General features: G+C 72.6%; 24 protein-coding genes, 1 pseudogene and 1 riboswitch. Of the genes and pseudogenes, 10 read left to right on the top strand and 15 right to left on the bottom strand.

From position 1 onward, the window contains the following. Window positions 1–2: 2 nt before the first annotated feature. On the bottom strand, window positions 3–986 hold the full coding sequence (locus ACZ6O2_RS16900; protein ID WP_466023458.1) for an ATP-binding cassette domain-containing protein: 984 nt from the start codon (window positions 984–986) through the stop codon (window positions 3–5). A gap of 74 nt (window positions 987–1,060) precedes the next feature. Between ACZ6O2_RS16900 and ACZ6O2_RS16895 the strand changes: the two genes are divergently transcribed. Continuing rightward, the gene (locus ACZ6O2_RS16895) at window positions 1,061–1,849 is read left to right on the top strand and encodes a TetR/AcrR family transcriptional regulator (RefSeq protein ID WP_466023457.1); all 789 of its coding nucleotides are present in this window, start codon (window positions 1,061–1,063) and stop codon (window positions 1,847–1,849) included. 10 nt (window positions 1,850–1,859) lie between these two features. Next, on the top strand, window positions 1,860–2,369 hold the full coding sequence (def, locus tag ACZ6O2_RS16890; RefSeq protein WP_350705633.1) for a peptide deformylase: 510 nt from the start codon (window positions 1,860–1,862) through the stop codon (window positions 2,367–2,369). A 142-nt stretch (window positions 2,370–2,511) separates the two neighbouring features. On the opposite strand, the gene ACZ6O2_RS16885 is transcribed toward def, so the two are convergent. From ACZ6O2_RS16885 to ACZ6O2_RS16875, 3 genes are all read right to left on the bottom strand, one after another. Continuing rightward, window positions 2,512–4,092 (bottom strand): VWA domain-containing protein, encoded by a 1,581-nt coding sequence (locus tag ACZ6O2_RS16885; RefSeq protein WP_466023456.1) that lies wholly within the window; start codon window positions 4,090–4,092, stop codon window positions 2,512–2,514. Window positions 4,093–4,358: 266 nt separating this feature from the next. Then, window positions 4,359–5,135 (bottom strand): GNAT family N-acetyltransferase, encoded by a 777-nt coding sequence (locus tag ACZ6O2_RS16880; protein WP_466023455.1) that lies wholly within the window; start codon window positions 5,133–5,135, stop codon window positions 4,359–4,361. 68 nt (window positions 5,136–5,203) lie between these two features. Beyond that, window positions 5,204–5,560, bottom strand: a complete 357-nt coding sequence (locus tag ACZ6O2_RS16875) for a winged helix-turn-helix transcriptional regulator (protein ID WP_466023454.1) — start codon at window positions 5,558–5,560, stop codon at window positions 5,204–5,206. 100 nt (window positions 5,561–5,660) lie between these two features. Between ACZ6O2_RS16875 and ACZ6O2_RS16870 the strand changes: the two genes are divergently transcribed. Beyond that, the gene (locus tag ACZ6O2_RS16870; protein WP_350705625.1) at window positions 5,661–6,272 is read left to right on the top strand and encodes a malonic semialdehyde reductase; all 612 of its coding nucleotides are present in this window, start codon (window positions 5,661–5,663) and stop codon (window positions 6,270–6,272) included. A gap of 130 nt (window positions 6,273–6,402) precedes the next feature. On the opposite strand, the gene ACZ6O2_RS16865 is transcribed toward ACZ6O2_RS16870, so the two are convergent. From ACZ6O2_RS16865 to ACZ6O2_RS16850, 4 genes are all read right to left on the bottom strand, one after another. Further along, complete coding sequence (locus ACZ6O2_RS16865) at window positions 6,403–7,179, bottom strand: sulfite exporter TauE/SafE family protein (RefSeq protein ID WP_466023453.1); 777 nt, start codon at window positions 7,177–7,179, stop codon at window positions 6,403–6,405. A gap of 107 nt (window positions 7,180–7,286) precedes the next feature. Further along, a complete protein-coding gene (locus tag ACZ6O2_RS16860; protein ID WP_466023475.1) occupies window positions 7,287–8,435 on the bottom strand; it encodes a macrolide family glycosyltransferase in 1,149 nt (382 codons plus the stop codon). Window positions 8,436–8,955: 520 nt separating this feature from the next. Then, window positions 8,956–9,690 (bottom strand): alpha/beta hydrolase, encoded by a 735-nt coding sequence (locus ACZ6O2_RS16855; RefSeq protein WP_466023452.1) that lies wholly within the window; start codon window positions 9,688–9,690, stop codon window positions 8,956–8,958. 281 nt (window positions 9,691–9,971) lie between these two features. Continuing rightward, window positions 9,972–10,637, bottom strand: a complete 666-nt coding sequence (locus tag ACZ6O2_RS16850) for a CatB-related O-acetyltransferase (RefSeq protein ID WP_466023451.1) — start codon at window positions 10,635–10,637, stop codon at window positions 9,972–9,974. Between the two features lie 242 nt (window positions 10,638–10,879). On the opposite strand from ACZ6O2_RS16850, the gene ACZ6O2_RS16845 reads away from it, so the two are divergent. Further along, the gene (locus ACZ6O2_RS16845) at window positions 10,880–11,659 is read left to right on the top strand and encodes an endonuclease/exonuclease/phosphatase family protein (protein ID WP_466023450.1); all 780 of its coding nucleotides are present in this window, start codon (window positions 10,880–10,882) and stop codon (window positions 11,657–11,659) included. 15 nt (window positions 11,660–11,674) lie between these two features. Continuing rightward, window positions 11,675–11,760, top strand: a riboswitch (ZMP/ZTP riboswitch). A gap of 14 nt (window positions 11,761–11,774) precedes the next feature. Further along, window positions 11,775–12,641 carry a bifunctional 5,10-methylenetetrahydrofolate dehydrogenase/5,10-methenyltetrahydrofolate cyclohydrolase gene (locus ACZ6O2_RS16840; RefSeq protein WP_466023449.1) on the top strand — a complete coding sequence of 289 codons (867 nt, stop codon included), beginning with the start codon at window positions 11,775–11,777 and terminating at the stop codon, window positions 12,639–12,641. 228 nt (window positions 12,642–12,869) lie between these two features. On the opposite strand, the gene ACZ6O2_RS16835 is transcribed toward ACZ6O2_RS16840, so the two are convergent. Then, window positions 12,870–14,348, bottom strand: coding sequence for an MFS transporter (locus ACZ6O2_RS16835; protein WP_466023448.1), 1,479 nt, complete (start codon window positions 14,346–14,348; stop codon window positions 12,870–12,872). 128 nt (window positions 14,349–14,476) lie between these two features. Here ACZ6O2_RS16835 and ACZ6O2_RS16830 point away from each other — a divergent pair, with 128 nt between their 5' ends. Next, window positions 14,477–15,379, top strand: coding sequence for a helix-turn-helix domain-containing protein (locus ACZ6O2_RS16830; protein ID WP_466023447.1), 903 nt, complete (start codon window positions 14,477–14,479; stop codon window positions 15,377–15,379). A 15-nt stretch (window positions 15,380–15,394) separates the two neighbouring features. Here the strand turns inward: ACZ6O2_RS16830 and ACZ6O2_RS16825 are convergent, their stop codons facing one another. After that, the gene (locus ACZ6O2_RS16825) at window positions 15,395–16,327 is read right to left on the bottom strand and encodes a hypothetical protein (protein WP_466023446.1); all 933 of its coding nucleotides are present in this window, start codon (window positions 16,325–16,327) and stop codon (window positions 15,395–15,397) included. Between the two features lie 106 nt (window positions 16,328–16,433). Then, a pseudogene (locus tag ACZ6O2_RS16820) lies at window positions 16,434–17,414 on the bottom strand (tyrosine-type recombinase/integrase); the annotation flags it as partial. Window positions 17,415–17,428: 14 nt separating this feature from the next. On the opposite strand from ACZ6O2_RS16820, the gene ACZ6O2_RS16815 reads away from it, so the two are divergent. From ACZ6O2_RS16815 to ACZ6O2_RS16800, 4 genes are all read left to right on the top strand, one after another. Further along, window positions 17,429–18,031: an AAA family ATPase gene (locus ACZ6O2_RS16815; RefSeq protein WP_350705603.1), complete on the top strand. Its 603-nt coding sequence runs from the start codon at window positions 17,429–17,431 to the stop codon at window positions 18,029–18,031. Beyond that, complete coding sequence (locus ACZ6O2_RS16810; RefSeq protein ID WP_466023445.1) at window positions 18,028–18,927, top strand: ArsR/SmtB family transcription factor; 900 nt, start codon at window positions 18,028–18,030, stop codon at window positions 18,925–18,927. The genes ACZ6O2_RS16815 and ACZ6O2_RS16810 overlap by 4 nt, the downstream gene beginning before the upstream one ends. 51 nt (window positions 18,928–18,978) lie before the next feature. Further along, entirely contained in the window at window positions 18,979–19,563 is a 585-nt protein-coding gene (locus ACZ6O2_RS16805) for a TIGR03086 family metal-binding protein (protein WP_466023444.1), read from the top strand. 278 nt (window positions 19,564–19,841) lie between these two features. After that, the gene (locus tag ACZ6O2_RS16800; protein ID WP_466023443.1) at window positions 19,842–20,504 is read left to right on the top strand and encodes a hypothetical protein; all 663 of its coding nucleotides are present in this window, start codon (window positions 19,842–19,844) and stop codon (window positions 20,502–20,504) included. Window positions 20,505–20,944: 440 nt separating this feature from the next. Here the strand turns inward: ACZ6O2_RS16800 and ACZ6O2_RS16795 are convergent, their stop codons facing one another. The 4 genes from ACZ6O2_RS16795 to ACZ6O2_RS16780 form a co-directional block, all read right to left on the bottom strand. Further along, window positions 20,945–21,253 (bottom strand): helix-turn-helix domain-containing protein, encoded by a 309-nt coding sequence (locus ACZ6O2_RS16795; RefSeq protein WP_466023474.1) that lies wholly within the window; start codon window positions 21,251–21,253, stop codon window positions 20,945–20,947. Window positions 21,254–21,302: 49 nt separating this feature from the next. Continuing rightward, a complete protein-coding gene (locus ACZ6O2_RS16790; protein ID WP_466023442.1) occupies window positions 21,303–22,202 on the bottom strand; it encodes an IS3 family transposase in 900 nt (299 codons plus the stop codon). Beyond that, complete coding sequence (locus ACZ6O2_RS16785) at window positions 22,199–22,501, bottom strand: transposase (protein ID WP_466023441.1); 303 nt, start codon at window positions 22,499–22,501, stop codon at window positions 22,199–22,201. Before ACZ6O2_RS16785 ends, ACZ6O2_RS16790 begins: the two co-directional genes overlap by 4 nt. A 69-nt stretch (window positions 22,502–22,570) precedes the next feature. Next, window positions 22,571–23,224 (bottom strand): DJ-1/PfpI family protein, encoded by a 654-nt coding sequence (locus ACZ6O2_RS16780; protein WP_466023440.1) that lies wholly within the window; start codon window positions 23,222–23,224, stop codon window positions 22,571–22,573. Between the last annotated feature and the right edge of the window lie 33 nt (window positions 23,225–23,257).

Raw genomic sequence — 23,257 nt, 5'->3', positions numbered from 1 at the left:
GGTCACGCGGTCACCTTCTTCTCGGCGGGGTGGGCGGCGGGGGAGTCCTCGCCGGTGAGCTTCAGGAACACTTCGTCGAGGGTGGGGCGGCGCACCGCGATGTCGACGGCGGTCAGGCCGGCGTCGTCGAGCGCCCGCAGCACGGCGGCCAGCGCGGCGACTCGCCCGGAGACGGGCACGCTGACCCGCAGGGCCGCCGGGTCGACGTGCGGCCGCGCCGCGACGGCGGCACCGACGGCCCGCGCCGCCCGGTCCAGTTCGTCGGCGCGGGACAGCACCACGTCGACCCGGTCGCCGCCGAGCGCGGCCTTCAGCTCGTCGGGGGTGCCGTCGGCGATCACCCGGCCGGCGTCGACGACCCGGACGCTGTCGGCGAGCTGGTCGGCCTCCTCCAGGTACTGGGTGGTCAGCAGCACGGTGGTGCCGTCGGCGACGAGGCCCCGCACGGCGTCCCACACCTGCGCCCGGGCGCGCGGGTCGAGGCCGGTGGTGGGTTCGTCGAGGAACAGCACCGGCGGGTCGAGGACCAGGCTCGCCGCGAGGTCGAGGCGGCGGCGCATCCCGCCGGAGTAGGTGCCGGCGGGCCGGTCGGCGGCGTCGGTCAGGTCGAAGCGGGCGAGCAGCTCGGCGGCCCGGACGCGGGCCCGCGCGCCACCGAGGTGGTGCAGCCGGCCGAAGAGCACCAGGTTCTGCCGGCCGCTGAGCACCTCGTCGACGGCGGCGTGCTGACCGACCAGCCCGATGCGGGCGCGCACCCGGTCGGGGTGTCGGCGCACGTCGGCGCCGGCCACCCGGGCGGTGCCGGCGTCGGGCCGCAGCAGGGTGGTCAGCACCCGCACCGCGGTGGTCTTGCCCGCGCCGTTGCGCCCGAGCAGGCCGCAGACCGTGCCGGCGGGCACCGTCAGGTCGAGGCCGGCGAGGGCCTCGGTGTCGCCGTAGCGCTTGCGTAGTCCCTCGGCCTCGATGGCCGGTCCGTCCCGGTGCATCCGTGCCCCCGTCCGCTCGTTCCGTACGCCGTACCGTACACCATACGGTACGGCGCACGGTAGAGTTCCGGGGCATGACGACCGAGTACAGCGGCACCGGCGACCCCGCGCGCAGCCTCGCCCTGCTCTGGCGCACCCGCGAACGCGCCAGCCGCAAGGGCCGGCCCGACCTGTCCGTGGACCGGATCGTCCGCGCCGCCATCGAGGTCGCCGACGCCGACGGGCTGGCCGCCCTGTCCATGCGCCGGGTCGCCGAACGCCTCGGCGTCGGCACCATGAGCCTCTACACGTACGTCCCCGGCAAGGGCGAACTGCTCGACGTCATGCTCGACACCGTCTACGGCGAGACCGCCCGCCCCGACGACGTGCCCGGCGGCTGGCGCGGCCGCCTCGCACACATCGCCCGCGAGACCTGGGCGCTCTACCTGCGTCACCCCTGGCTGCTGCAGGTCGCCACCACCCGCCCCCCGCTCGGCCCCAACGTCATCGCCCGCTACGAGTACGAGTTGCGCGCCGTCGACGGCATCGGCCTGACCGACCTGGAGATGGACGCCGTCGTCACCCTCGTCTCCGGGTACGTCCACGGGGCCGTGCGCAGCGCCGTGGAGGCCGCCCAGGCCGCCGCGCACACCGGCATGACCGAGGAACAGTGGTGGCAGGCCCACGCCCCCTACCTGGAGAAGGCCCTCGACCCGCGCCGCTACCCCCTCGCGGCGCGGGTCGGCAGCGCCGCCGGTCAGGAGTACCAGGCCGCGAGCGACCCCGCCCGCGCGTTCGAGTTCGGCCTGGCCCGCATCCTCGACGGCGTCGAGGTGCTCGTGGCCGCCCGCCCGGGTGCCGCCACCGCGGGCGACGACGGATAACCTTGCCGGCATGACGATGCGGCCCATCAGGATCATCGGCGACCCCGTGCTGCGCACCCCGAGCGAGCCGGTGACCAGCTTCGACGCCGAACTACGCGCCCTGGTCACCGACCTGATGGACACCCTGCTCGGCGCCCCTGGCCGCGCCGGCGTCGCCGCACCCCAGATCGGCGTCAACGCGCAGGTGTTCGTCTACGACGCCGACGGCCACCGCGGCCACCTGGTCAACCCGACGCTGGAGCTGTCGGAGGAGTTGCAGGACGACGACGAGGGCTGCCTGTCCGTCCCCGGGCTCTACTTCCCGACCCCCCGGGCGATGCACGCCACCGCCCACGGCTTCGACCAGCACGGCGAGCCGCTGACGATCTCCGGTAGCGGGTTCCTCGCCCGGGCCCTGCAGCACGAGACCGACCACCTGGCCGGCCGCCTGTACGTCGACACGCTGCGCGGGGACACCCGCCGCCGGGCGCTGCGCGAGATGCGCGCCGGCCGCTTCGACTCGCCCAGCCGCCGCGGCTGAACCGCGCAGGCGCGTCGACACACCGGGCGCGGGCGCCTGCGACCCGCGCGGCTCAGGCGCGTACGCGAACGGCCGCCGGACCCCGACGGGGCCCGGCGGCCGGGACGTCACCCGCGGGGCACGACCCCGCGCGCGGGGGCCGTCACTTCGGCGGGGGAGCCACCAGGCACACCGCCGGCGCCGAGGCGTTGCCCGCGTCGTCCACGCCGACGATCAGCGCGTCGCCGCGCAACGTCACCTTGAAGTCGATGTCGCCGGTGCCGTCCTTCACCCGCGACTGCGCACCCGGCGCCTGCACCAGCTTGATCTTCGTGCCGGCCGGGAACGGCCCGAACCGCACGCTCGGGTCCGCCGCGTCACCGATGAACACCTGCACGGCCGTGTCCACCACGTCCGTCGACGTCAGCTCGTAGAACCCGTCCGGGTTGTAGGAGCCGGGGATGTTGCCACCGCTCGGGTTGTTCGTCGGCACGCACGCCGTCGCCGGCGCGGTGGTGTCCACCACCCGCATCACGGCGGTGTCGCTGCCGGTGTTGCCGGCCGCGTCGGTGGCCGTGCACGTCACCGCCGTCGCGCCGAGCGGGAACGTCGAGCCGGGCGGCGGCACGCAGGCCGGGGTCAGCGGACCGTCGACGTTGTCGGTCGCCGACGCCGGATAGTCGATCACCGCGCCGGCCGGGCTGGTCGCCTCCACCGTCCGGTCGTCGACGACCACGGTCGGCGGGGTGACGTCGTTGACCCGCACGCGGATCTGCTGCGTGAACGCCGGCCCGCCGGAGAGGCCGTTGAGCAGGAAGTCCACCGTGCAGGTCAGCTCGGCGCCCTGCGCGGCGTCCGCCGCCACCGTGATCGTCTCGGCGAACGGCACGTCGGTGCCCGACTGCTGCGTCCGCGACGCCGCGTCGAAGCCCACCGACAGGCCCGCGTCGCACGACGTCACCGTCGGGGTGACCGTGACGTCCAGGTCCCGCAGGCCCGCCAGGATCGCGGCGGTCACCGTGTCGGGGGAGCTGCCCACCAACTGCCCGCCGGTGGCCGACACCACCGCCGTGGCCTGCCCGGTCGCGTCCAGGCCACCACCGCCACCGCTGACGTTCACCGCCAGCAGCCGCGCCTCGTCGGCCTGCAACGCCGCCGTCGCCTGCGCCAGGGTGCGCCCGTTGCTCGGGTCGTGGCTCGGCGCGTCACCCACCAGCACCACGATCCGGCTGCTGCCCGACCGGTAGGCGATCGCCCCGTCGGACACCTCGACCAGCGCGTTCACCCACGCCTCCGGGGTGTCCCCGCCGCCGCCGGCGGCCAGCCCGTTCACCGCGTTCTGCAGGGCCGTCGCGTCGTCGGTCAGGTTCTGCCGCACCTGGAACAGCTCCGCGCCGTCCCCGGTGTCCCGGTAGGAGGCCACCGCGAACTGCGCCGACGGCTGCGCCGCGCGCACGTCGGTGATGACCTGCTGCAGGTTGGTCCGTACGTTGGCGATCGCCCCGCCCATGCTGCCGGTCGTGTCGACCAGCAGCACCACGTCGGGCTTCGGCGGAATCGGCGGGGTGGACACCACCTTGCTGACGCCGATCGACGTGCCGGGGTCGGCGTCGCGGTCCACGAGGGCCGGGTTCACCCCGGGCGCCGCCACCGCGGGCGTCGCCAGCGCGGTCACCACCGCCGTCACGCCGGCGAGCAGGCTCACCGTCCGTGTTCGCCGCCAGGGCACTGCTGCTGTTGCCATGCGTTGCTCCTTCAGCTCCGCCGCGCGACGCACGCGCGACCTCTGCCGGGAGACGCTAGGGCCGGGGCGGGCCCCCGCCGGTCCGACACCAGCAGCGTCCAGCGTCGGGTTCCCGACCCCCCTGGACGGCCGTACATGCAGGTGGAAGGGTTTTCACGTCGGCCCTCGGCCGGTCGTCCGGGCCACGGCGCCGGACGGTCGCACCGCCGCGCCGGCCGGGCGCGAGCGCCGGGCCGCGCGGCCCGTGGTGACCGGACGACCGGCCGTCACCGCCCGCGCGCGGTCAACGCGTACTCGCCGTAGTCGGCGACGCGGGTGAAGCCCAGGCGCTCGTAGAGCCGCACGGCCGGCCCGTTGTCCGCCTTCACGTTGAGCGTGACGTGCGTGACGGTGGTCAGCAGCCGCCCGCACAGCGCGGCCACCGCCGCCGCGGCCAGCCCGCGCCCCCGGGCCCGGGGATGGGTGGTCACGTTGCCCAACGCCGCCACCCGGTACGCCGGCGAGAACACGTGCACCCCGGCGACGGCCACCACCTCGCCGCCCTCGCGGATGCCCACGTACTGGCCGGTGTCCAGCATCCGCGGGTCGAACCAGTTGCCCGGGTAGGCGTCCGCGTACAGCCGGTGCATCGCCGGCAGGTCCGCGGCGTCCAGTACCACCCCGGCGGGCGGGGTCGCGGCCAGCCGGGCCGGGTCGGTCAGCGCCATCTTGTGGTGCGGGCCGGCCGGCTCCATCCGGTACGCCCCGGCCAGCGCCGGCTCCAGGCCGGGGGACAGGTGCGCCCACAGCCGGGCCGGCAGCACCGGCGCCAGCTCCCGCAGCAGCGCCGCCAGCTCCGCGACCCGCGGCGGCGCCGCGAACGCCAACAGGGTGGGCGGGTCGGCCCCGTGGTACAGCAAGGCCACCTCCTCGCCCCGGCGGAACCAGGAGGTGTACGGCCAGAAGAAGTCGTCCAGGTCGCCCAGCTGGTAGGCGTGCAGCACCGGGTCGCGTTCCAGCAGCCCGGCGAGGACGGCCCGGTCGTGTTCGGCGCGTACCGGCATCCGCTGATGATCACACATCCGCTCGGGCGGTCCCCGGCCGGTGCGCCCCGTGGGCGCGGTGGCGCGGGTCAGCAGCCCGTGGAAGGCGGGGCGGGGAGGTTCTCGTCCGCCCAGCGGGCCAGCGCGTCGAGGGCCGGCACCAGCGCGGCGCCCCGCTCGGTCAGCTCGTAGCTCACCCCCAGCGGCGGGCCCTGCCGCACCGTCCGGCTGACCAGCCCGACCCGGACCAGCTCGCCCAGCCGGTCGGACAGGACGGACTCGCTGATCCCGGGCAGGGCGCGCCCCAGCTCGGCGAACCCGGCCGGGCCGTCGGCGAGGGTGCCCAGCAGCATGCCGTTCCACCGCTTGCCGAGGAACGCGAAGGCCCGGGTGATGCCCCCGTGGCACGCCCGCCGCGCGCCGTCGACCTCCCGTTCGACCGTCATGGTCCCAGGATACGGCGGGGACCGACAGACCGGGGGACTACTAAAAAGCTAGCTGCTACTGTCGTCGTAGCCAATCAGTCCGTTGCCTGGAGATGCCCCGATGACCGACGTCTTTTCGCCCCTGATCACCCTGGACCCCGAGGCCCAGGCACAGCTGTTCACCGACGCCCGGACCGCCAACGCCTTCACCGACGAACCCGTCACCGACGAGCAGCTCCAGGCGATCTTCGAACTCGCCAAGTTCCCGCCCACCGCCGTCAACGCCCAGCCCCTGCGCATCCTCTTCGTCGGCCCGGGCGAGGCCCGCACGCGCCTGGTCGCCCACATGAGCGAGGGCAACCAGGCCAAGACCAGCACCGCGCCCATGGTCGCCGTGCTCGCCGCCGACACCGACTTCCACGAGTTCATCCCGCAGGTGTTCCCGATCCGACCGCAGCTGCGCGACGACCTCGCCGGCAACCTCGAGGCCCGCGAGCAGATGGCCCGCTTCAACGCCACCCTGCAGATCGGCTACTTCCTGCTCGCCGTCCGCGCCGCCGGCCTCGCCGCCGGCCCCATGGGCGGATTCGACGCCGCCGGCGTCGACCGGGAGTTCTTCACCGACTCCACCTGGAAGAGCCTGCTCGTGGTCAACATCGGCCGGCCCGCCGAGAACGCCTGGTTCCCGCGCCTGCCCCGCCTCGGCTACACCGACGTCGTCCGGCACGCCTGACACACCCACCGGCGCCGAGGCCGGCCATCGCGCCCCGGAGAAGCAGCCAGTCCGCGGAAACCGGCACCGGGGCCGGCCTCGCACCCCGAGAGAGCGCTGGCGAAGCGGCTGCAACGGTGGCGGGCGACGGTCAGGTCGACGCCACCCACTGGTCGTAGCCGAGCTTGCCCACCAGCGCCAGCACCACCACCAACAACACGATCCGCACGAAGCCGGAGCCGCGCCGCAGCGCCATCCGCGCCCCGAGCGCGGCTCCGGCGATGTTGCACACCGCCATCGCCGCACCCAGCAGCCACCACACGTGCCCGGTCGCCGCGAACACCACCAACGCCCCCAGGTTCGTGCCCGCGTTCACGATCTTCGCCATCGCCGAACCGTGCACGAAGTCCGCACCCACCAACGCGGTGAACACCAACACCAGGAACGTCCCCGTGCCCGGCCCGATCAACCCGTCGTACAGGGCGATCCCCACACCCGCCATCGCGACCACCGTGACCACCCGCCACCGCGTCCGCCGCTCCGGCTGCGCCACCACCCCCAACCGGGGCCGCAGCACCACGAACACCGCCACCGACACCAGCACCGCCAACACCACCGGCCGGTACGCCGACGCCGGCACCGCCCCCGCCAGAGCCGCACCCAACCCGGCGCAACACACCGCCAACCCCGCCGACGGCCCCGCCACCGCCCAGTCGATCTTCGTACGCCGCGCGTACGTCACCGCCGCCGTCGTCGTACCGGCGATCGCCGCCAGCTTGTTCGTCCCCAACGCCGACGCCACCGGCATCCCCGGCGCCGCCACCAACAACGCCGGCAGCAGCAACAGCCCCCCACCCCCCACCACGGCATCGACCCAACCGGCCATGGCGGCCGCAGCGAGCAGGGTGGTCAGCGACAGGGGGTCCACGGGCCGCCATTCTTCCCACCGCCGCCCGCCCCACGAGACCCCTTGTGGCCAGCCTCACCAGCAGTCACGGCACAAAGAGCCCGAGCCCCGGCCGGGACGGGCAAGGCTCAGGCCAGCAGGTTCTCGATGAGGTCGGCGGCGCGCGAGGTGCCACCCTCGGCCCGCGCGCCGACGCGGAGCAGCGCCGAACGGCGGGCGACCTGCGCGTCGGTGACCAGGTCGTGCAGGGCCGCCCGCAGGGTCTCGGCGGTGGCTTCGGGGGTGTCGATACGGCGGGCCACGCCCAGTTCCACGAGCCGGTCGGCGTTCATGAACTGGTCGACGGCCTGCGGCACGGCGATCATGGGAACGCCCGCCAACAGTCCTTCGCCGCAGCCGCCCATGCCGGCGTGGGTGACGAACGCGTCCGCCTGCTCCAGGATCGCCCGCTGCGGAACCCAGGAGTGCACCTCGACGTTCGGCGGGATGTCGCCGAGTTCCCGCGGGTCGGTGTACCGGCCGATCTGGAGGACGACGTGCCAGCCGGGCAGGTTGCCGTAGGCCGCCAGGCACTGGCGGTAGAACTCCGGCTGACGGGTGTACGCCGAACCCAGGGAGATCAACAGCACGTGCTCCGCGTCCGCCGGACGGGTCCAGCCGTCCGCGCCCGCACGTGCGTCGAAGCAGGGCCCGACGAAGGTCACCGTGTCGGTGTCGACCCGGTCGCCGTGTGGCTGCATCGCCCGGGTGATCAGCGCAAGGACCCGCGGGGGGCGACCGGAGAAGGCGTCCACGTCGGTGGTGCACGCCCCGCAGTCGGCGAGCCACCGGGCGAACTTCGCCCGGTACGCGTCGGCGCCCGGCATCTGCCGCAGGTGCGCCACGACGTCCTGTTCGTAGCCGTCCCAGGCCACGAACGTCGGAGACAGCTGCAGGACGGGCCGGTCCTGCGATTCGGCGAGGGCGCGCGCGGCGTAGGCGCCGATGTCGTACAGGTACAGGTCCGCCGGGTCGGGATCGTAGGCGGCGCGCAACTGGGGGAGTGCCCGGATGGCGTCGTCGAGGAAGAGCCCCATCGCGGCGATGGGGTCGTCGGGCCAGTCGTTGTCGGCGACCGGCAGTTCGGACGTGCAGGGGACGAGTTCGGCGCCGGTGGCCGCGACCAGGTCGGCCACCGCCGGGTCGTTGGCGTAGGTCACGCGGTGGCCGCGGGCCACCAGCTCGCGGACGACCTCAAGGCTTGGCAGGACGTGGCTGACGGCGGGGATGCCGACCATCGCGATGTGGGCGCGGCGACGGGACACGGAAGACACGGAAGCTCACTCATTTCAGCTCTACGGCGAAGAGGACACCGCAAGCCAGCGCACCGCCGCCCACCGAGAAGGCACGGTCGGAGGGGGCGCACATGGACGTGCGGGAGGGAAGCCGGGGCGCTGCCCCGACCGTGTCAGCCGTAGATCTGATGGAAGTACATGCCCGCGACTCTAGCCACGCCCAGGCTTCCGGACACCACATTTTGCCGCCGACAGCCCCCCAAACACCTTGATGTCGGGGTCCTCCTTGGAGTACGGAGGTACCTACAGCTGATCTTGCAGAGGTCAAGCCGGTCGCCAAGAGCAGAACTCCGCCCCGACCGGCCGGTACCGCCGATGGCCGGTACCGCCGCGATCGGGGCGGTTGTGCATCTGCTGGCCACCGTCATCGAGGAGGGCCGGGGCCTGCCCCTTGGTGAGCGGCGTGCTGGCTGGCGCGGCCGACCGCCTGCTGCTGGCCTGGCGGCGGGGCCCCGGCCCGCGGCTAGCGCAGATGCCGGGCGAAGAACGCGGCCGCGTCCTCCCCTGCGAACTGCGGGACACCGGTGTGTCCGCCCATGTTGGCGTGCAGCGTTTTCTCCTTGGAGCCGAAGGCGTCGAACAGGTCCAGGGCCGCCTGCCGGTCGTTGCCTTCGTCATCCCACTGCAGCAGGACATGCAGCGGAATGGTGACCTGTCGGGCCTCCTCGAACATGGTGCGAGGCACGAAACTCCCGGCGAAGAAGCCGGCGGCCACGATGCGGGGCTCGGCCACCGCAAGCCGGATGCCGACGGAGATCACTCCCCCCGAGTACCCGACCGGGCCGCCGATCTCGGGCAGCGACAGGAGGGCGTCCAGGGCGGCCTGCGATTCCGGGACCGCCTTGTCGACGAGCGGGAGGATGAGGGCGTCGATGATCTCGTCGCTGACCGGCTCGCCGGCCTCCACAGCTCGGCGCAGGTCGGCGCGGGCCTGCTCGGCGGCGGCCCAACGGGGCCGGGCGCCGCTGCCGGGGAGCTCGATGGTGGCCGCGGCGAAGCCATCCGCCGCAGCGTGCCGGGCCCGCGCCACCAGGCGGGGGTACATCCTCTGAAGTCCGAGCGGGGGGTGGCCGAGCAGGATCAGCGGGACCGGTGCGGACGCGGATGTGGGCGTCCACAGGATGCCGGGGATCTCACCGAGGGTGAACTCACGTTCGAGGACGCCGTCATCGAGGCGCTGTTCGGAAGTGAATCGCATGGTCGTGCCTTTCGGGAGTGCTCGTGAAACGGCGCTCCCGGACGACCTATCGCCCGACCGTGACCCCAGAGGGGAGCACCCATGTCGAAACGTTCACGGGTACCACCTCCTCGGTCTCTCGCACGGCCTCACGAAAACTAGCAGCGCCGCCGTGATCCACCAAACGTATTTCTGTGCAGGCTCCGTGGCCGGATGCCACGGACAGGCCGCATGCGGCTACGGTGCGATTGGAGACGTCCCACGCAGGACGATGCGCCCGCACAGAAACTCCTGCCCGCGCGTCAACCGCGCGCAGTGTCCGGGGCGGCGACCTCCAGATCGGCGATGCTGCCCGACATGATCGTCCGTACGTGCTCGGTGATGTGCTCCACGGGCCAGTCCCACCAGGCCACCGCCAGCAGCCGGGCAACGTCCTGGTCGTTGTAGCGGGTGCGGATGAGGCGGGCCGGGTTACCGCCGACGATGCCGTAGTCGGGCACGTCGCTGGTAACCACGGCGCCCGAGCCGACGATCGCGCCGTGCCCGATCCGTACGCCGGGCATGACCGTCGTGCCGTAACCGAACCAGACATCGTTGCCGACGACGGTGTCCCCTCGGCCCGGCAGCCCGGTGAGCAGGTCGAAGTGTTCTGCCCACGAGCCGCCCATGGTCGGGAAAGGGAAGGTCGAGGGGCCGTCCATCCGGTGGTTGGCACCGTTCATGACGAACCGCACTCCCGTGCCCAGCGCGCAGAACTTGCCGATGATCAGCTTCTCCGGCCCGTAGTGGTAGAGCACGTTGCGCGTCTCGAACGCGGTCGCATCGTCCGGGTCGTCGTAGTAGGTGTACTCCCCGACCTCGATCAGCGGGGACTTCACCAGCGGCCGGAGCAACACCACCCGCGGTTGCTCAGGCATCGGATGGAGGACCGTCGGGTCGGCAGGCACAGGCACGGAAGAAACTCCCATCGGTTGCGGGTCCGTGTCCGCTCCATGATCGCGGCACCACGCCGTCCCAGGACATCGATTTACGCCACGGCGTGACTCATCCGCCGAAAACTCGACCGGGCACCCCGGCCCGCACCACCGTCACCGACCCCGCCGCCGACGCAACCACACACCCACCGCACCCAACGCCACGAACAGCACCACCGAGCACCACAGCACCTTCAACACCCGGCAACCCTCCCACGGCCACGTAGGGTGCAAACGTGCGCCTGGCCACCTTCAACCTGCTGCACGGCCGGTCCCTCACCGACGGCCTCGTCGACCCCGACCGGCTCACCGCCGCCGTCACCGCCCTCGACGCCGACGTCCTCGCCCTGCAGGAAGTCGACCGCGACCAGAGCCGCAGCGGCAAACTCGACCTCACCGCCATCGCCGCCCGCGCCCTCGGCGCCGACGAACACCGCTTCGCCGCCGCCGTCGTCGGCACCCCCGGCGAACAGTTCCGCCCCCTGCGCCACGACGACGACGGACACGGCGAACCCTGCTACGGCGTCGGCCTCGTCACCCGCCACCGCGTCCGCAGCTGGCAGGTCACCCGACTGCGCCCCGCCCCCGTACGCTCACCCGTCTACGTCCCCGGGCCCGGCGGCGGACTCACCCTCCTGCACGACGAACCCCGCGTCGTCCTCGCCGCCGTCCTCGACACCCCACACGGCCACCTCACCGTCGCCGCCACCCACCTGTCCTTCGTCCCCGGCTGGAACGCCCACCAACTCCGCCAGACCATCCGCGCCCTACGCACCCTGCCCGCGCCCCGCATCCTCCTCGGCGACCTGAACCTCCCCGCCGGCCCCGCCCGACTCCTCACCGGCTGGCACCCCCTGGGCCGCCGCCCCACCTACCCCGCCGGGCAACCCCGCGTGCAACTCGACCACATCCTCGCCGACCGCCACGGCATCGACCAGCTCCCGCCCGTCACCGCCGTACACACCCCCCTGTCCGCCATCTCCGACCACCGCCCCCTCCTGGTCGACCTCGGCTGACCACCTGTGGCAAGCTGAACCCGACGCGACTGGCGGCCAGGGGATGGCAACAACCATCGGGGAGCTCCCACGAGCAGAGGTCGACCGCCTGGGCCTCCGCTGACGGAGGAGCACCATGCCCACCGCCCGACTCCTGCCCGGCGCCCCCGTCGCCGAACGCATCCTCACCGACGTCGCCGCCGGCGTCACCGCCCTGCGCGCCGCCGGCATCACCCCCAGCCTCGCCACCATCCTCGTCGGCGACGACGACGCCAGCGCCGGCTACATCCGCATCAAACAGCGCCAGGCCGCCGAACTCGGCTTCGACTCACCCCACGTCCACCTGCCCGCCACCGCCACCCAGGACGACCTGCACCGCGCCATCGCCGAATTCAACACCGCACCCGACGTCCACGGCCTGCTCATCCAGCACCCCATCCCCGGCCACCTCGACTACGACCGGGCCCTGCAGACCATGGACCCCGACCTCGACGTCGACGGCATGCACCCGCTCAACATGGGACGACTCGCCCTCGGCCTGCCCGGCCCGCTGCCCTGCACCCCCGCCGGCATCGAAGCCCTGCTCGCCTTCCACGACATCCCCGTCGCCGGCCGCGACGTCGTCATCCTCGGCCGCGGCGCCACCCTCGGCCGCCCCCTCGCCCTGCTGCTCACCCAGAAACGCCCCACCGCCAACGCCGCCGTCACCGTCGTCCACACCGGCGTCCCCGACTGGGCCACCCACACCCGCCGCGCCGACATTCTCATCGCCGCCGCCGGCGTCCCCGGCATCATCCAGCCCGAACACGTCCGCCCCGGCGCCACCGTCATCGGCGGCGGCGTCCGCTACGAAGGACGCCGCCTACTGCCCGACGTCGACGAGACCTGCGCCGACGTCGCCGGCGCCATCACCCCCCGCGTCGGGGGAGTAGGCCCCACCACCGTCGCCATGCTCTTCCGTAACGCCCTGGACGCCGCCCGCCGCGCCACCGGCCACCTCTGACATCGTCCGGCCCGGCGGCGAACGCCCTCGACGCCGGGCCGACGGACCCCGGGGTGGACCGGCCGCCGTGACACCGGTCCACCCCGACCACCCGCGGGCCGCACCCGGCGCCCCGGTTCCCGGGTCAGGACGCCGGGGAAGCGGGACTCTCGCCCCGCTTCACGCGGGCCCCGCACACCAGCTCGGTGACCCCGCCGAGACCGGCGAACGCAAGCACGTGCCGGACAGTCACGCCCCCTCCCGCGCCGACGGAAGGACGAACCCGGCAAGGACCGCCGCCCCCACGCAGGCGAGGCCGTTCACCCACACCGCGACCCCGACCCCCTGCAGCACACCCGACGCACCGGCGCCGCCCCCGGCAACCGCCGTCACCACCGACGACATCACCGGCACACCCAGCGTGATCCCGACCTGCTGACTCATCGTCGCCAGCCCGGTCGCCAAACCCTGCTCCTCGGCCGGCAGCCCCGAGGTGGCCGTGACCATGAACCCGACGATCGCCACCAGATTCGCCACCCCACCGACGAACGTCGCCGCCAGCAACACCACCAGCCACACCCGGTCGGCACCCAGGAACGCCAACGGCAACGTCGCCGCGGCCTGCACCACGAACCCCACGACGATGGCCCGCTTGCCGCCCACCCGGGCGAGCAACCGAGGCGCCACCATTCCCCCCACCACCGTCCCGACCCCCAGCACCGCGAACGACAACCCCGCCGCGAGCGGCGAATAGCCCAGCACGTCCTGCAGGTACAAGGTGAGCAGGAACACCAGCGACGTCTCCGTCGCGAACGCGAGCAACCCCGCCACGTTCCCCCAACCCACACCACGGCGGGTCAGCACACGCACCGGAACGAGCGGCTCCGCCACCCGCCGCTCCACCATCCAGAACACCGCCAGCAACACCACCGCCGCCAGCAACGACCCCCACGCCCGCGGATCACCCCACGAACGCCGCCCGGCCTCGGTGAGCCCGTACACCAGCGCCAGAAGACCACCGGTCACCGCCACCGCACCCGGCACGTCCAGCCGCGGACGCCGCTGCGGCCGGCTCTCCGCGAGCACCGCCGGCGCAACCGCCAGCACCGCCGCCGCGACCACGACGTTGATGAAGAACGTCCACCGCCAGCTCCACAGATCCGTCAGCACACCGCCGAGAACGGCCCCGGCGGTGAACCCGGCAGCCATCAACGCACCGTTGAGCCCGAGCGCCCGCTCACGCGCCGGCCCCTCCGGAAACGACGTCGTCAACAGCGACAGCGCCGCCGGAGTCACCGCCGCCGTCGCCAGACCCTGCACCACCCGCGCCGCCAACAACACCCCCGCGTCGTCCGCCAGCCCACCGACCAGCGACGACACCCCGAGCGCCGCCACCCCCACCAGGAACAGCCGACGCCGACCGAACAGGTCCGCAACCCGCCCGAACAGCAGCGTGAACCCCGCCGCGCACAACGCGAACGCCGTCACCACCCACTGCAGCGCCCCCAACGACAGACCCACGTCCCGACCGATCGCCGGCAACGCCACGTTCAGGATCGAGAAATCGACCGCCAACGTGAAACTCGCCGTCAACAACACCAGCAGCGCAAGCCGCTGACGGCCCGCCCCACCCCCCTCGACCCGCACCGCATCGACGACCGACGCCGCATCGACCCTCACCATGACCAGGCTTCCCTCTCCCCGGGACGACCCCATGCCGCCCGTCACCCGGACACGCTCGCCGCCCACCCGCAAGCCAGCCAGACCCCTGACCCACGCAGCACCACGCCGCCTAGCACTCCCAGGGCCAGGCACGCCCCTGGCCGGGCCACCACACCGCCGGCAACAATGCAGGCATGAACCCAGGGCGACCCTCCGGCGACCTCCCCGCATTCCTCCGGTCCCGCCGAGCCCGACTCACCCCCGAGGACGTCGGCATCACCTCCTACGGCCTCCGCCGCGTCCCCGGACTACGACGCGAAGAACTCGCCCAACTCGCCGGCATCAGCCCCACCTACTACATGCGCCTCGAGCAGGGCCAGAGCACCAACGCCTCCGACGCCGTCATAGACGCCCTCGCCCGCGCGCTACGACTCACCGCCGACGAACGCGCCCACCTGACCGACCTCGCCCGCCCGACCCGCGCCCGCCGCCGCCGTCCACCCCGCCCCGAACACGCCCGCGGCACCACCATCCGCCTGCTCGACGCCATGCCGACCGTCCCCGCCGTCGTCATGGGACGACGCACCGAAGTACTCGCCTGGAACCGGCTCGGGCACGCCCTGCTCGCCGGCCACCTCGACCCCACCGCACCCGCCCGACCCGCCGACCGACCCAACCTCACCCGCATGCTCTTCCTCGACCCGCACACCCGCGAACTCCACCGCGACTGGCACCAGGAAGCCTGCCGCGCCGTCGCATCCCTGCGCCTGGTCGCCGGCCGCCACGTCGACGACCCCGCCCTCAACGAACTCGTCGGCGACCTCTGCGTCCACAGCGACGAGTTCGCCGCCCTCTGGACCAGCCATCCCGTCCACGGCTGCAGCACCGGACGCAAGCACCTGCACCACCCCGTCGTCGGCGACGTCGACGTCGACTTCGAGGTCCTCCACACCGCCGACGACACCGGGCAACGCCTCATCGCCCACGTCGCCGCCGACCCCCGCTCCGCCGCCGCACTGAGCCTGCTCGCCACCATCGAGAGCGGCGACCAACCCCACCCCGGCCAGGACGACCGACACCACAGCGCCACCCGCTGACCCGCCTCGCGGCGCTCACCGGCCCACGAGCTGCTCCACCGTCGCCCACCACCCCGGCAGGAACGCCAACACCTCGTCCGCCCGCCGCCGCCGATCCGCCGCCGACGACACCCCCAGATCCGCCACCGCCGCCTCGAACGCCGGCGCCAACTCCACCCCCCGCTGCGGCGCGTCCACCGCCAGCACCGCATGACACCGCGCGTACGTCGCCACGATCCAGAACATCGCCTCCCGGTGCCACCCCGCCGCCACCAACGCCGCACTGCCGTCCACCGCCACCACCCGCGCCGCCGGCGTGATGTCCGCACTGAAGAAGAACCGCGTCCGCGCCACCTCCGCCGCCACGTCGAACGTGCGCGCCAACCCCGCCAGATGCCCCGCCACACGGCCCGCCGACACCCCACCACCGTCCAAGAGGTCCAGCACCGCCCCATACCGGTCCACCAGGCCGTACGCCGCCAACACCTCCCGCGCCACCACGTACCGCCGCCGCACCGTCGGCTCCACCAACCCCGCCACCAGCGGCAACACCGCCGTCAACGACGTCGGGAACAACCACCCCGTCACCTGCTCGTGCAACGCCCCCGAGTCGTCCACGCCCCGCAACCCGGCCTCGATCCGCGCCCGCACCCCCGCACACCGCCGCCGCACCCACACCGCGTCGGCGAACCCCGCCGACACCCGCGCCCGCAACCACGCCAGCCGCCCCGTCGGATCCCACAGCACCCCGTCGCCCCGGAAACACCCCGCGAACACGAACGAGCCCAACACGTCCTCCGGCGACCCCAGGTCCTCCCACGTCACGAACGTGACCTCCAGCAGCACCCCACCCCAGCGGAACTTCCCCAACTTCTCCGCCGGCCCCGACCGCACCACCAGCACGTCCACGTCCGACCACGGCGGCACCACCTCACCCGCCGCCATCCCCAGCACCGACCCGCTGAGCACCGCGCCCTCCACACCCGGCTCCCGCGCCGCGTACGCCCGCACCCACGCCGCCGCCACCGCGCGCGCCGCATCCGCCCTCACGCCCCGCCCCCCGCTCCGCCGGGGCCAGCGCCGCCAACGCCCGGTTGGTACGGTTGGACCGCACCGCCTCCCGCTGCTGCCCGGCCGTCACCTCGATGTAGGTCTGCGACGACGCCAGCGACGCGTGCCCCAGCAGCCGCATGATCTCCGCCGCGCTCGCCCCGTCCTCCGCCAACCGTGTCGCGAACGTGTGCCGCAACGCGTGCAACCGCGCCCCGCGCGGCACCCGGTCGGTGATGCCGGCGCGCCGGTAGCAGGACTCCACCAGATACTGCAGTCCGCCCCGGCGCAGCGGCTCACCCCGACGGTCCACCAGCAGCGGCGCGTCCGGTCGCACCGTCCGCGACCCGAACCGGCGGGCGCGGCTGTCCAGGTAGTCCACCAGCACCCGGTCCAGCTCCGGCTCGACCGGCACCACGCGTGGCCGCCCGCCCTTGCCGGCGACGTCGACGCGCCGCTCACCCGGGCGACCCGCCAGCGAACCCACCCGCAACGCCAGCAGTTCCGACAGCCGCAGCCCCGCGCACAGCGCCAACGCCAGCACCGCCACGTCCCGCTCCGGCCACGGGTCGCGCTGCCGGCCCTCCTGCCGCGCCACCGAGGCCAGCAGTTGTTCCGGGGTGTCCGCCCCGCGCAGGGGCTTGGGCTGGGGGAGCGGCGCGCGGGGCCGCCCGACCGCCGGCATCGGGTTGCCGGCGACGACGCCGTCGGCAACCAGGAAGGAGAAGAAGCTGTTCCAGGTGGACCAGGCCCGGTGCACCGAGGCGACCGCCCGGGGAGCGGCGAAGCGGGCGAAGGCCGCCCGCATGACCCGGGGCGTGAGGACGGTCAGCGGCAACTCGTCGAGGGGGAGGGGAGGGGCGGTCTCCTCGGCCGCCAACGCGGCGACGGTGCGCAGGTCCCGCCGGTACGCCTCCAGGGTGTGGGGGGAGGGCTTGCGGGTGGCGCGGGCGGTCAGGAACTCCTCGATCAATCGCGGTACCGATTCGTCCTGTTTGTCATGCATAAGGACTATTATGCATGAATTTCGTGTTCGCCGGCAACGGCGGGGAAGAGGGGGAGAGCGTGCAACGATACGTGCTCACCGGCGCGCCCGGGGCGGGGAAGACGACACTCGCCGACGCGCTACGACGTCGCGGGTGGAGCGTCGTCGCCGAGGCGGCCACCGACGTCATCGCCGCGGGGCAGGCGCGCGGCGATGACGAACCATGGCGCGGGGCGGGTTTCGTCGACGCCGTGGCGCGGCTGCAGCGCGAACGGCGGGAGGCGGCCGGGTCCCCGGTGCAGGTCCACGACAGGTCTCCGCTGTGCACCCTGGCGCTCGCCCGGTACCTGGGCCGCCCCGTCGGGCCGACGCTCGCCGCCGAGGTGGAGCGGGTGCTGCGGGAGGGGGCCTACCAGCGTCCGGTGTTCCTCGTCGAGCCGCTCGGCTTCGTGACCCGCACCGCCGCCCGCCGGATCGACTACGCCGAGTCGCTGGCGTTCGCCCGCGTCCACGAGCAGGTCTACCGGGAGCACGGCCACGAACTCGTCGCCGTCCCGCCAGCGCCCGTGGCGGAGCGGGTCGCGCTGGTGGAGGCGCACCTGCGGCGGCTCGTCGGTCTCCCGCCGGGTCCCGAGTGACCGGGGACCGGGCTCTCCGCGCGGCGCGCTCGCCACGCCAATCGGTGGGGAGGGGGTGGATTACGCAGGCAGATACCTGCATAATCGGCGAGGTGAACGCAGAGGCGGGAGAGATGGACCCGGTCTTCAAGGCACTGGCCGACCCCACCCGACGGCTCCTGCTCGACCGCCTGCGGGAACACAACGGACAGACGCTGCGGGAGCTCTGCGAGCGCCTCGACATGGCGCGCCAGTCGGCGACCCAGCACCTCGACGTCCTCGTCCGGGCCAATCTCGTCACCGTCGTACGACGCGGACGCGAACGGCTGCACTACCTGAACCCGACGCCGATCCACGAGATCGAGGAGCGTTGGATCTCGGGCTTCGAAAGGCGCCGCCTGCAAACCATCAGTGCCATCAGGAACCAGGCAGAGGAGCACGCCATGACCGCACCCACGGCCCCGCCGACCTACGTCTACGTCACGTACATCCGCGCCAGCGCCGAACAGGTGTGGCAGGCCCTGACGGACGCGGACCTGACGGCCGCCTACTGGGGACACGCCAACGTCTCCGACTGGCAGCCGGGGTCCACCTGGGAGCACCGGCGCGTCGACGGGTCAGGCGACGTCGACGTCGTCGGGCGAGTCGTCGAGGCCGACGCGCCGACGCGCCTGGTGATCACCTTCGCGGCGCCCGGCGACGAACCGCCCGGAGGCCCGTCGGTCGTCACGTTCCTCGTCGAACCGCACCATGACATCGTCCGCCTCACCGTGACCCACGAGAACCTCACCGACCAGGCGATGCACACCGGAATCTCGCAGGGGTGGCCCGCCGTGCTCGCGAACCTCAAGTCGTTGCTCGAAACCGGAGAGGTTCTTTCTCCGGCACCCTGGGAGATGTCCCCGACGAACGCCTGAGACCGCCCCGCGCCACGCCACCCTCGCCACCCGTTGCCGAAGGAGACCCTCGTGACCGCATCACCCCCGACCCGGCTCGCCGACAGTGTCGCGCTGTTCCAGCGGTCCGCCGACTACGCGCTCGGAGCCCTGTCGGCCGTCGGCGACGCCGACCTCGACCGGCCGACCCCGTGCGCCGGCTGGGACCTGCGGACGTTGGTGCTGCATCTCGCCGACGCCGCTGACGCCCTCACCGGTTTCGCCGCCACGGGAGAACTGATCCTTCCGGCGTCACCCCGGGCGGGCGGGGCCGACCCTGTGGCCGTCGCGCGGGAGCGCATTCAGCGCCTGCTCGACGCCGTGCGTACGGCGGTGCACGGCGACGCGCACCCCGACCGGGCCGCGTGGGCGGGCGGTGCCGCGCGCGGCGGCGCGATCGAGTTCGCGGCGCACGGGTGGGACATCGCCACCGCCTGCGGCGTGGAGCGTGAGATCCCCGCCGGGCTGGCCACCGAGCTGCTCGCGTTGTCCGCGGCACTGGTCGGCGAGCAGGCCCGCCAGTCCCGGTTCGGCCCGCCCGTGCCGGTCTCGTCCGGCGTGGCCCCGGGCGATCGCCTCGTCGCCTTCCTCGGTCGGCATCCTGCCGCGCGTCCGTGAGGTTGCCCTCCCCGGCGCCATGAGGGCCCGCAGCGGCGCCGGGGAGGGCCGACATTCGGTCTACTTGACATAATGTACATTATCGAACGAGGTGGCATTGGTGAGAAGATGCTGAGGCCGAGGCAACGGAACGCGCCGCCAGACAGGGCGCTTGATCCACGCAGGTGGCCGTGATCTGCTCGCTGCTCGCGGCGAGATGGGTACGGCAACTCATCCTCCGTGTGCAGCTAGCCAGCATCCTCGTAACCATGACTCCTTGTCGCCTGGTCAGGTTGGCAATGGCTGCACTTCTGCTGCTCACGCTGGCGGCCTGCGGGTCAGACGCGCCCACGCGGGAGGAAGCAAGCCGGGAAGCGCAATCGGACGCAGTCCGGCAGGCAAGCGCGTCGAGCGCTGAGCAGATCAGCAGCGTTCTCGCCGCCGTGGCCCGGGCATCGCCGCTCAGGCCGGTCGCAACGTCAACACTCGACGTCTGCCATGCCGGAGCCACCAATGGCCTGTGGCCGCACGACGACTACCGCCTCAGTTGCGGTCTTAGCGAGATCAGGTACTTCGGGGCCGGCGGCGACCTTCTGGATGTGCTGCGCCAAGTCGACAAGCGTGCCAAGGCAGCCGGGCTGATGCCGGTCACCACCTCGGCCATCGCAGATGTCGAGAGGTACTACGCGGCGAACGGCAAGACCGATGACGGTTTACTGCTGTCCCTGCCGGGGTTGAGCTACGTCGTTCCCGGGCAGGACTGGACGGTTCGGGTCGGGTGGTCGCAGGTCAGCGACCCGCTGAACAGTCAACCGGTCCCGGCCCTTACCTGGCCGACTGTCTTCGTTGAGGCCCAACCGGTCGACCTCGACGCGCTGCGGAGTGGTCCGCTGCGAAGGCACCGGTATCTCGTCACCATCTCCTCGGGGACCACGTACTACGAGGTTCCCTGGCCTTCCTGACGAGGACACAGGACCGAGGTCCTCGATATCGAGCGGCGACTCCGAGCGTCGCGCGCGCCGAAGGCGAACCCGAGGATCAGGACCGACCGGTCACGGAGGCCGGCCAGCTTGTCCAGGTCCAAGGCGATCCAACTCCGCGGTCTACGAGACCCTTCGCGGCTGGGCCTGAACTGGTTACCAGCCTTCCGACGCTACCGACGTCGCGAGAAGTGGATCGAAGTGCAGATGGGGCACCGCTCCCCCGTGTCCCAGACTCCCGCACGGTCGGCTTCGCGTTGTCGTTGCATCGTTGACTGCATCAATCAGGGCAGATGGGTGCGGCCACGTCCCGCCGCCCAGGTTCCGCCGTCGCTGCAAGCAGACTGCACAGCCGGTTCAGTCGAGCAGTCGGAGCAGGCCCGCGACACCGCAGGGCTGTCAGGCCGCCGACCGGATGGCGATCACGATTCTGATGAGGTCCAGGCGCTGCGGAAGGTGCGACGGTAGGCGTCCGGAGGTACGCCGACGGTGCGGTTGAAGTGTCGGCGTAGCGTCGTGGCGGTTCCCATGCCAGCCGCCTGGGCGATGGCGTCGATGCTGTTGTCGGTGTTCTCCAGCAGTTCCTGGGCCCGACGGATCCGCTGCGTCGACAGCCACTGCAGCGGGGTGGTGCCTGTTGCCGACTTGAAGTGGCGGGCCAGGTTGCGCGAGCTCATGTTCGCCTGGCGGGCCAGGTCCTCCACGGTCAGCGGATGGTTCAGCCGTTCCATCACCCAGTGGGCTTGACCCGTTTCGACGGACAGGGTCGATGTGTTGATCTCACGCTACCTTGCTGACCGGTAGCGGGTTGATGATGGTGCTGGCTTCGTAGGCGGCGGGGCTGAGGTAGCCGAGGCTGGAGTGCCGGCGGCGGGTGTTGTACCAGCCTTCCACGTACTCGAATATCGCCTGGCGGGCGGTGGTGCGGGTGGGCCAGGCCTGGCGGTGGAGCAGTTCGGTCTTGAGGGTGGCGAAGAACGACTCGGCGACGGCGTTGTCCCAGCACTGCCCACGCCGGCCGAGTGACAGTCGGATCCCATGGCGGTTGGCGAGGCGGGCGTGCTGGGTGCTGGTGTATTGACAGCCGCGGTCGGAATGAAAGATCAACCCGGAGGCGGGTCGGCGCCGGCGGATCGCGTCGGTGAGGGCGGCGTCGACCAGGTCGGTGCGCAGGTGATCGGCCACGGCCCAGCCGACGACCCGCCGGGATGCCAGGTCGATGACCGTGGCCAGATACAGCCAGCCCTCCCACGTGCTGATGTACGTGATGTCCCCACACCACCGGGTGTCGACCGCGGCCGCGTCGATGCCGAAGTCACGGCCGACCAGGTCGGGACGCGCTTCGGCCGCCGGGTCCGCGACGGTGGTGGTGCGCCACCGTCGCGGGCACCTGCCGGCGATCCCGGCGGTGCGCATCAACCGGGCGACGCGTTTACGGCCGTGCCGCAGCCCGGCTGCGGCGAGTTCGGCGTGTACCCGCGGCGCCCCGTAGGTGCCCTTCGACATCGCGTGCACCGCGGTGATCTTCTCGGTCAGGGCCTGGTCGACGCGCTCCCGCTCACTGTGCTGGCCACGGTTGTGCTGGTAGTAGGCGGACCGGGAGACCTGCAGCAGCTCGCACGCACGCTTCACGTTGCGCCGGCTGGCTTGCTCCGCCTCGATGAACGGGTACACGTTCACCGGGTCTCCCTCACGAAGAAAGCCGTCGCCCGCTTCAAGATCTCCACGTCCTCGCGCAGCCGCCGGTTCTCCCGCCGCAACTGCGCCAACTCGGCCCGCTCGTCGCTGCTCAGCCCGTCACTGCGGGTACCGGCGTCGAGCTCGGCCTGCTTGACCCAGTCCCGCACCGCAGTCTCGGTCAGGTCGAAGTCCTTGGCCACCTGCCCGATCGTGCGGTCCCCACGCTGGCACAACTCCACGATCTCGGCCTTGAACTCCGCCGTGAACGACCGGCGGGGCCGAGGCCGCTTCTTACCCATGCTCTCCATGATGCTGGACATCCTCCCGGAGCCCACCGGCTCCTGATCTCGGATGTCCGTCAAAGCGGGTCAGGCCCACCAGGGGAACAGGTCGGCGAGGGGGTGGTCGTCGCGGGCGGGCACCGGGGTGGTGACGAACTGGGCCTGGCCCCCGGCGCGATGCGGCGGCACCACCAGGCGGCGGGCGACGGCGTTGGCGACCGTCGCGCCGTGGTCGCGACGGATCAGGTGCAGGCACAGGTCGATCGCGGCGGCTTTGCCGGCGGAGGCGAGCACGTTGCCGTTGTCGACGTAGAGCACGTCCGGGTCGACCTGCACCCGGGGGTAGCGGGCGGCCAGCGCCTCGGTGTGGGCCCAGTGGGTGGTTGCGCGCAGCCCGTCCAGCACCCCGGCGGCGGCCAGCACGAACGCTCCGGTGCACAGCGAGACCATCCGGGCGCCCGCCTCGTGGGCCGCGCGGACGGCGTCGAGCAGGTCGGGTGGCACGTCCGCGTCGATGTCCTCCACGGCAGGGATGATCACGGTGTCGGCGCGGGCGAGTCGGTCCAAGCCGTCGTCGGGTTCCATGTGGAATCTGCCGATCCGGACCGGGCCCGGGCCGCAGACCACGAGGTCGTACCAGGGGTCTGCCAGGCCGGAGGGGTCGTGGACGAAGATTTCGCAGGCCATGGCGAGTTCGAAGTGCAGCATCGCGTCGGTGGCGGCGAGCGCGACAGTGGCCATGTCCGAAATTGTATGGGGCATGGCGTTGCGGAC

This window comes from Micromonospora sp. NPDC048040, assembly GCF_055587185.1.
Note: the sequence above shows the minus strand (reverse complement) of the source record. Positions and strands in the feature narration are given on the sequence as shown.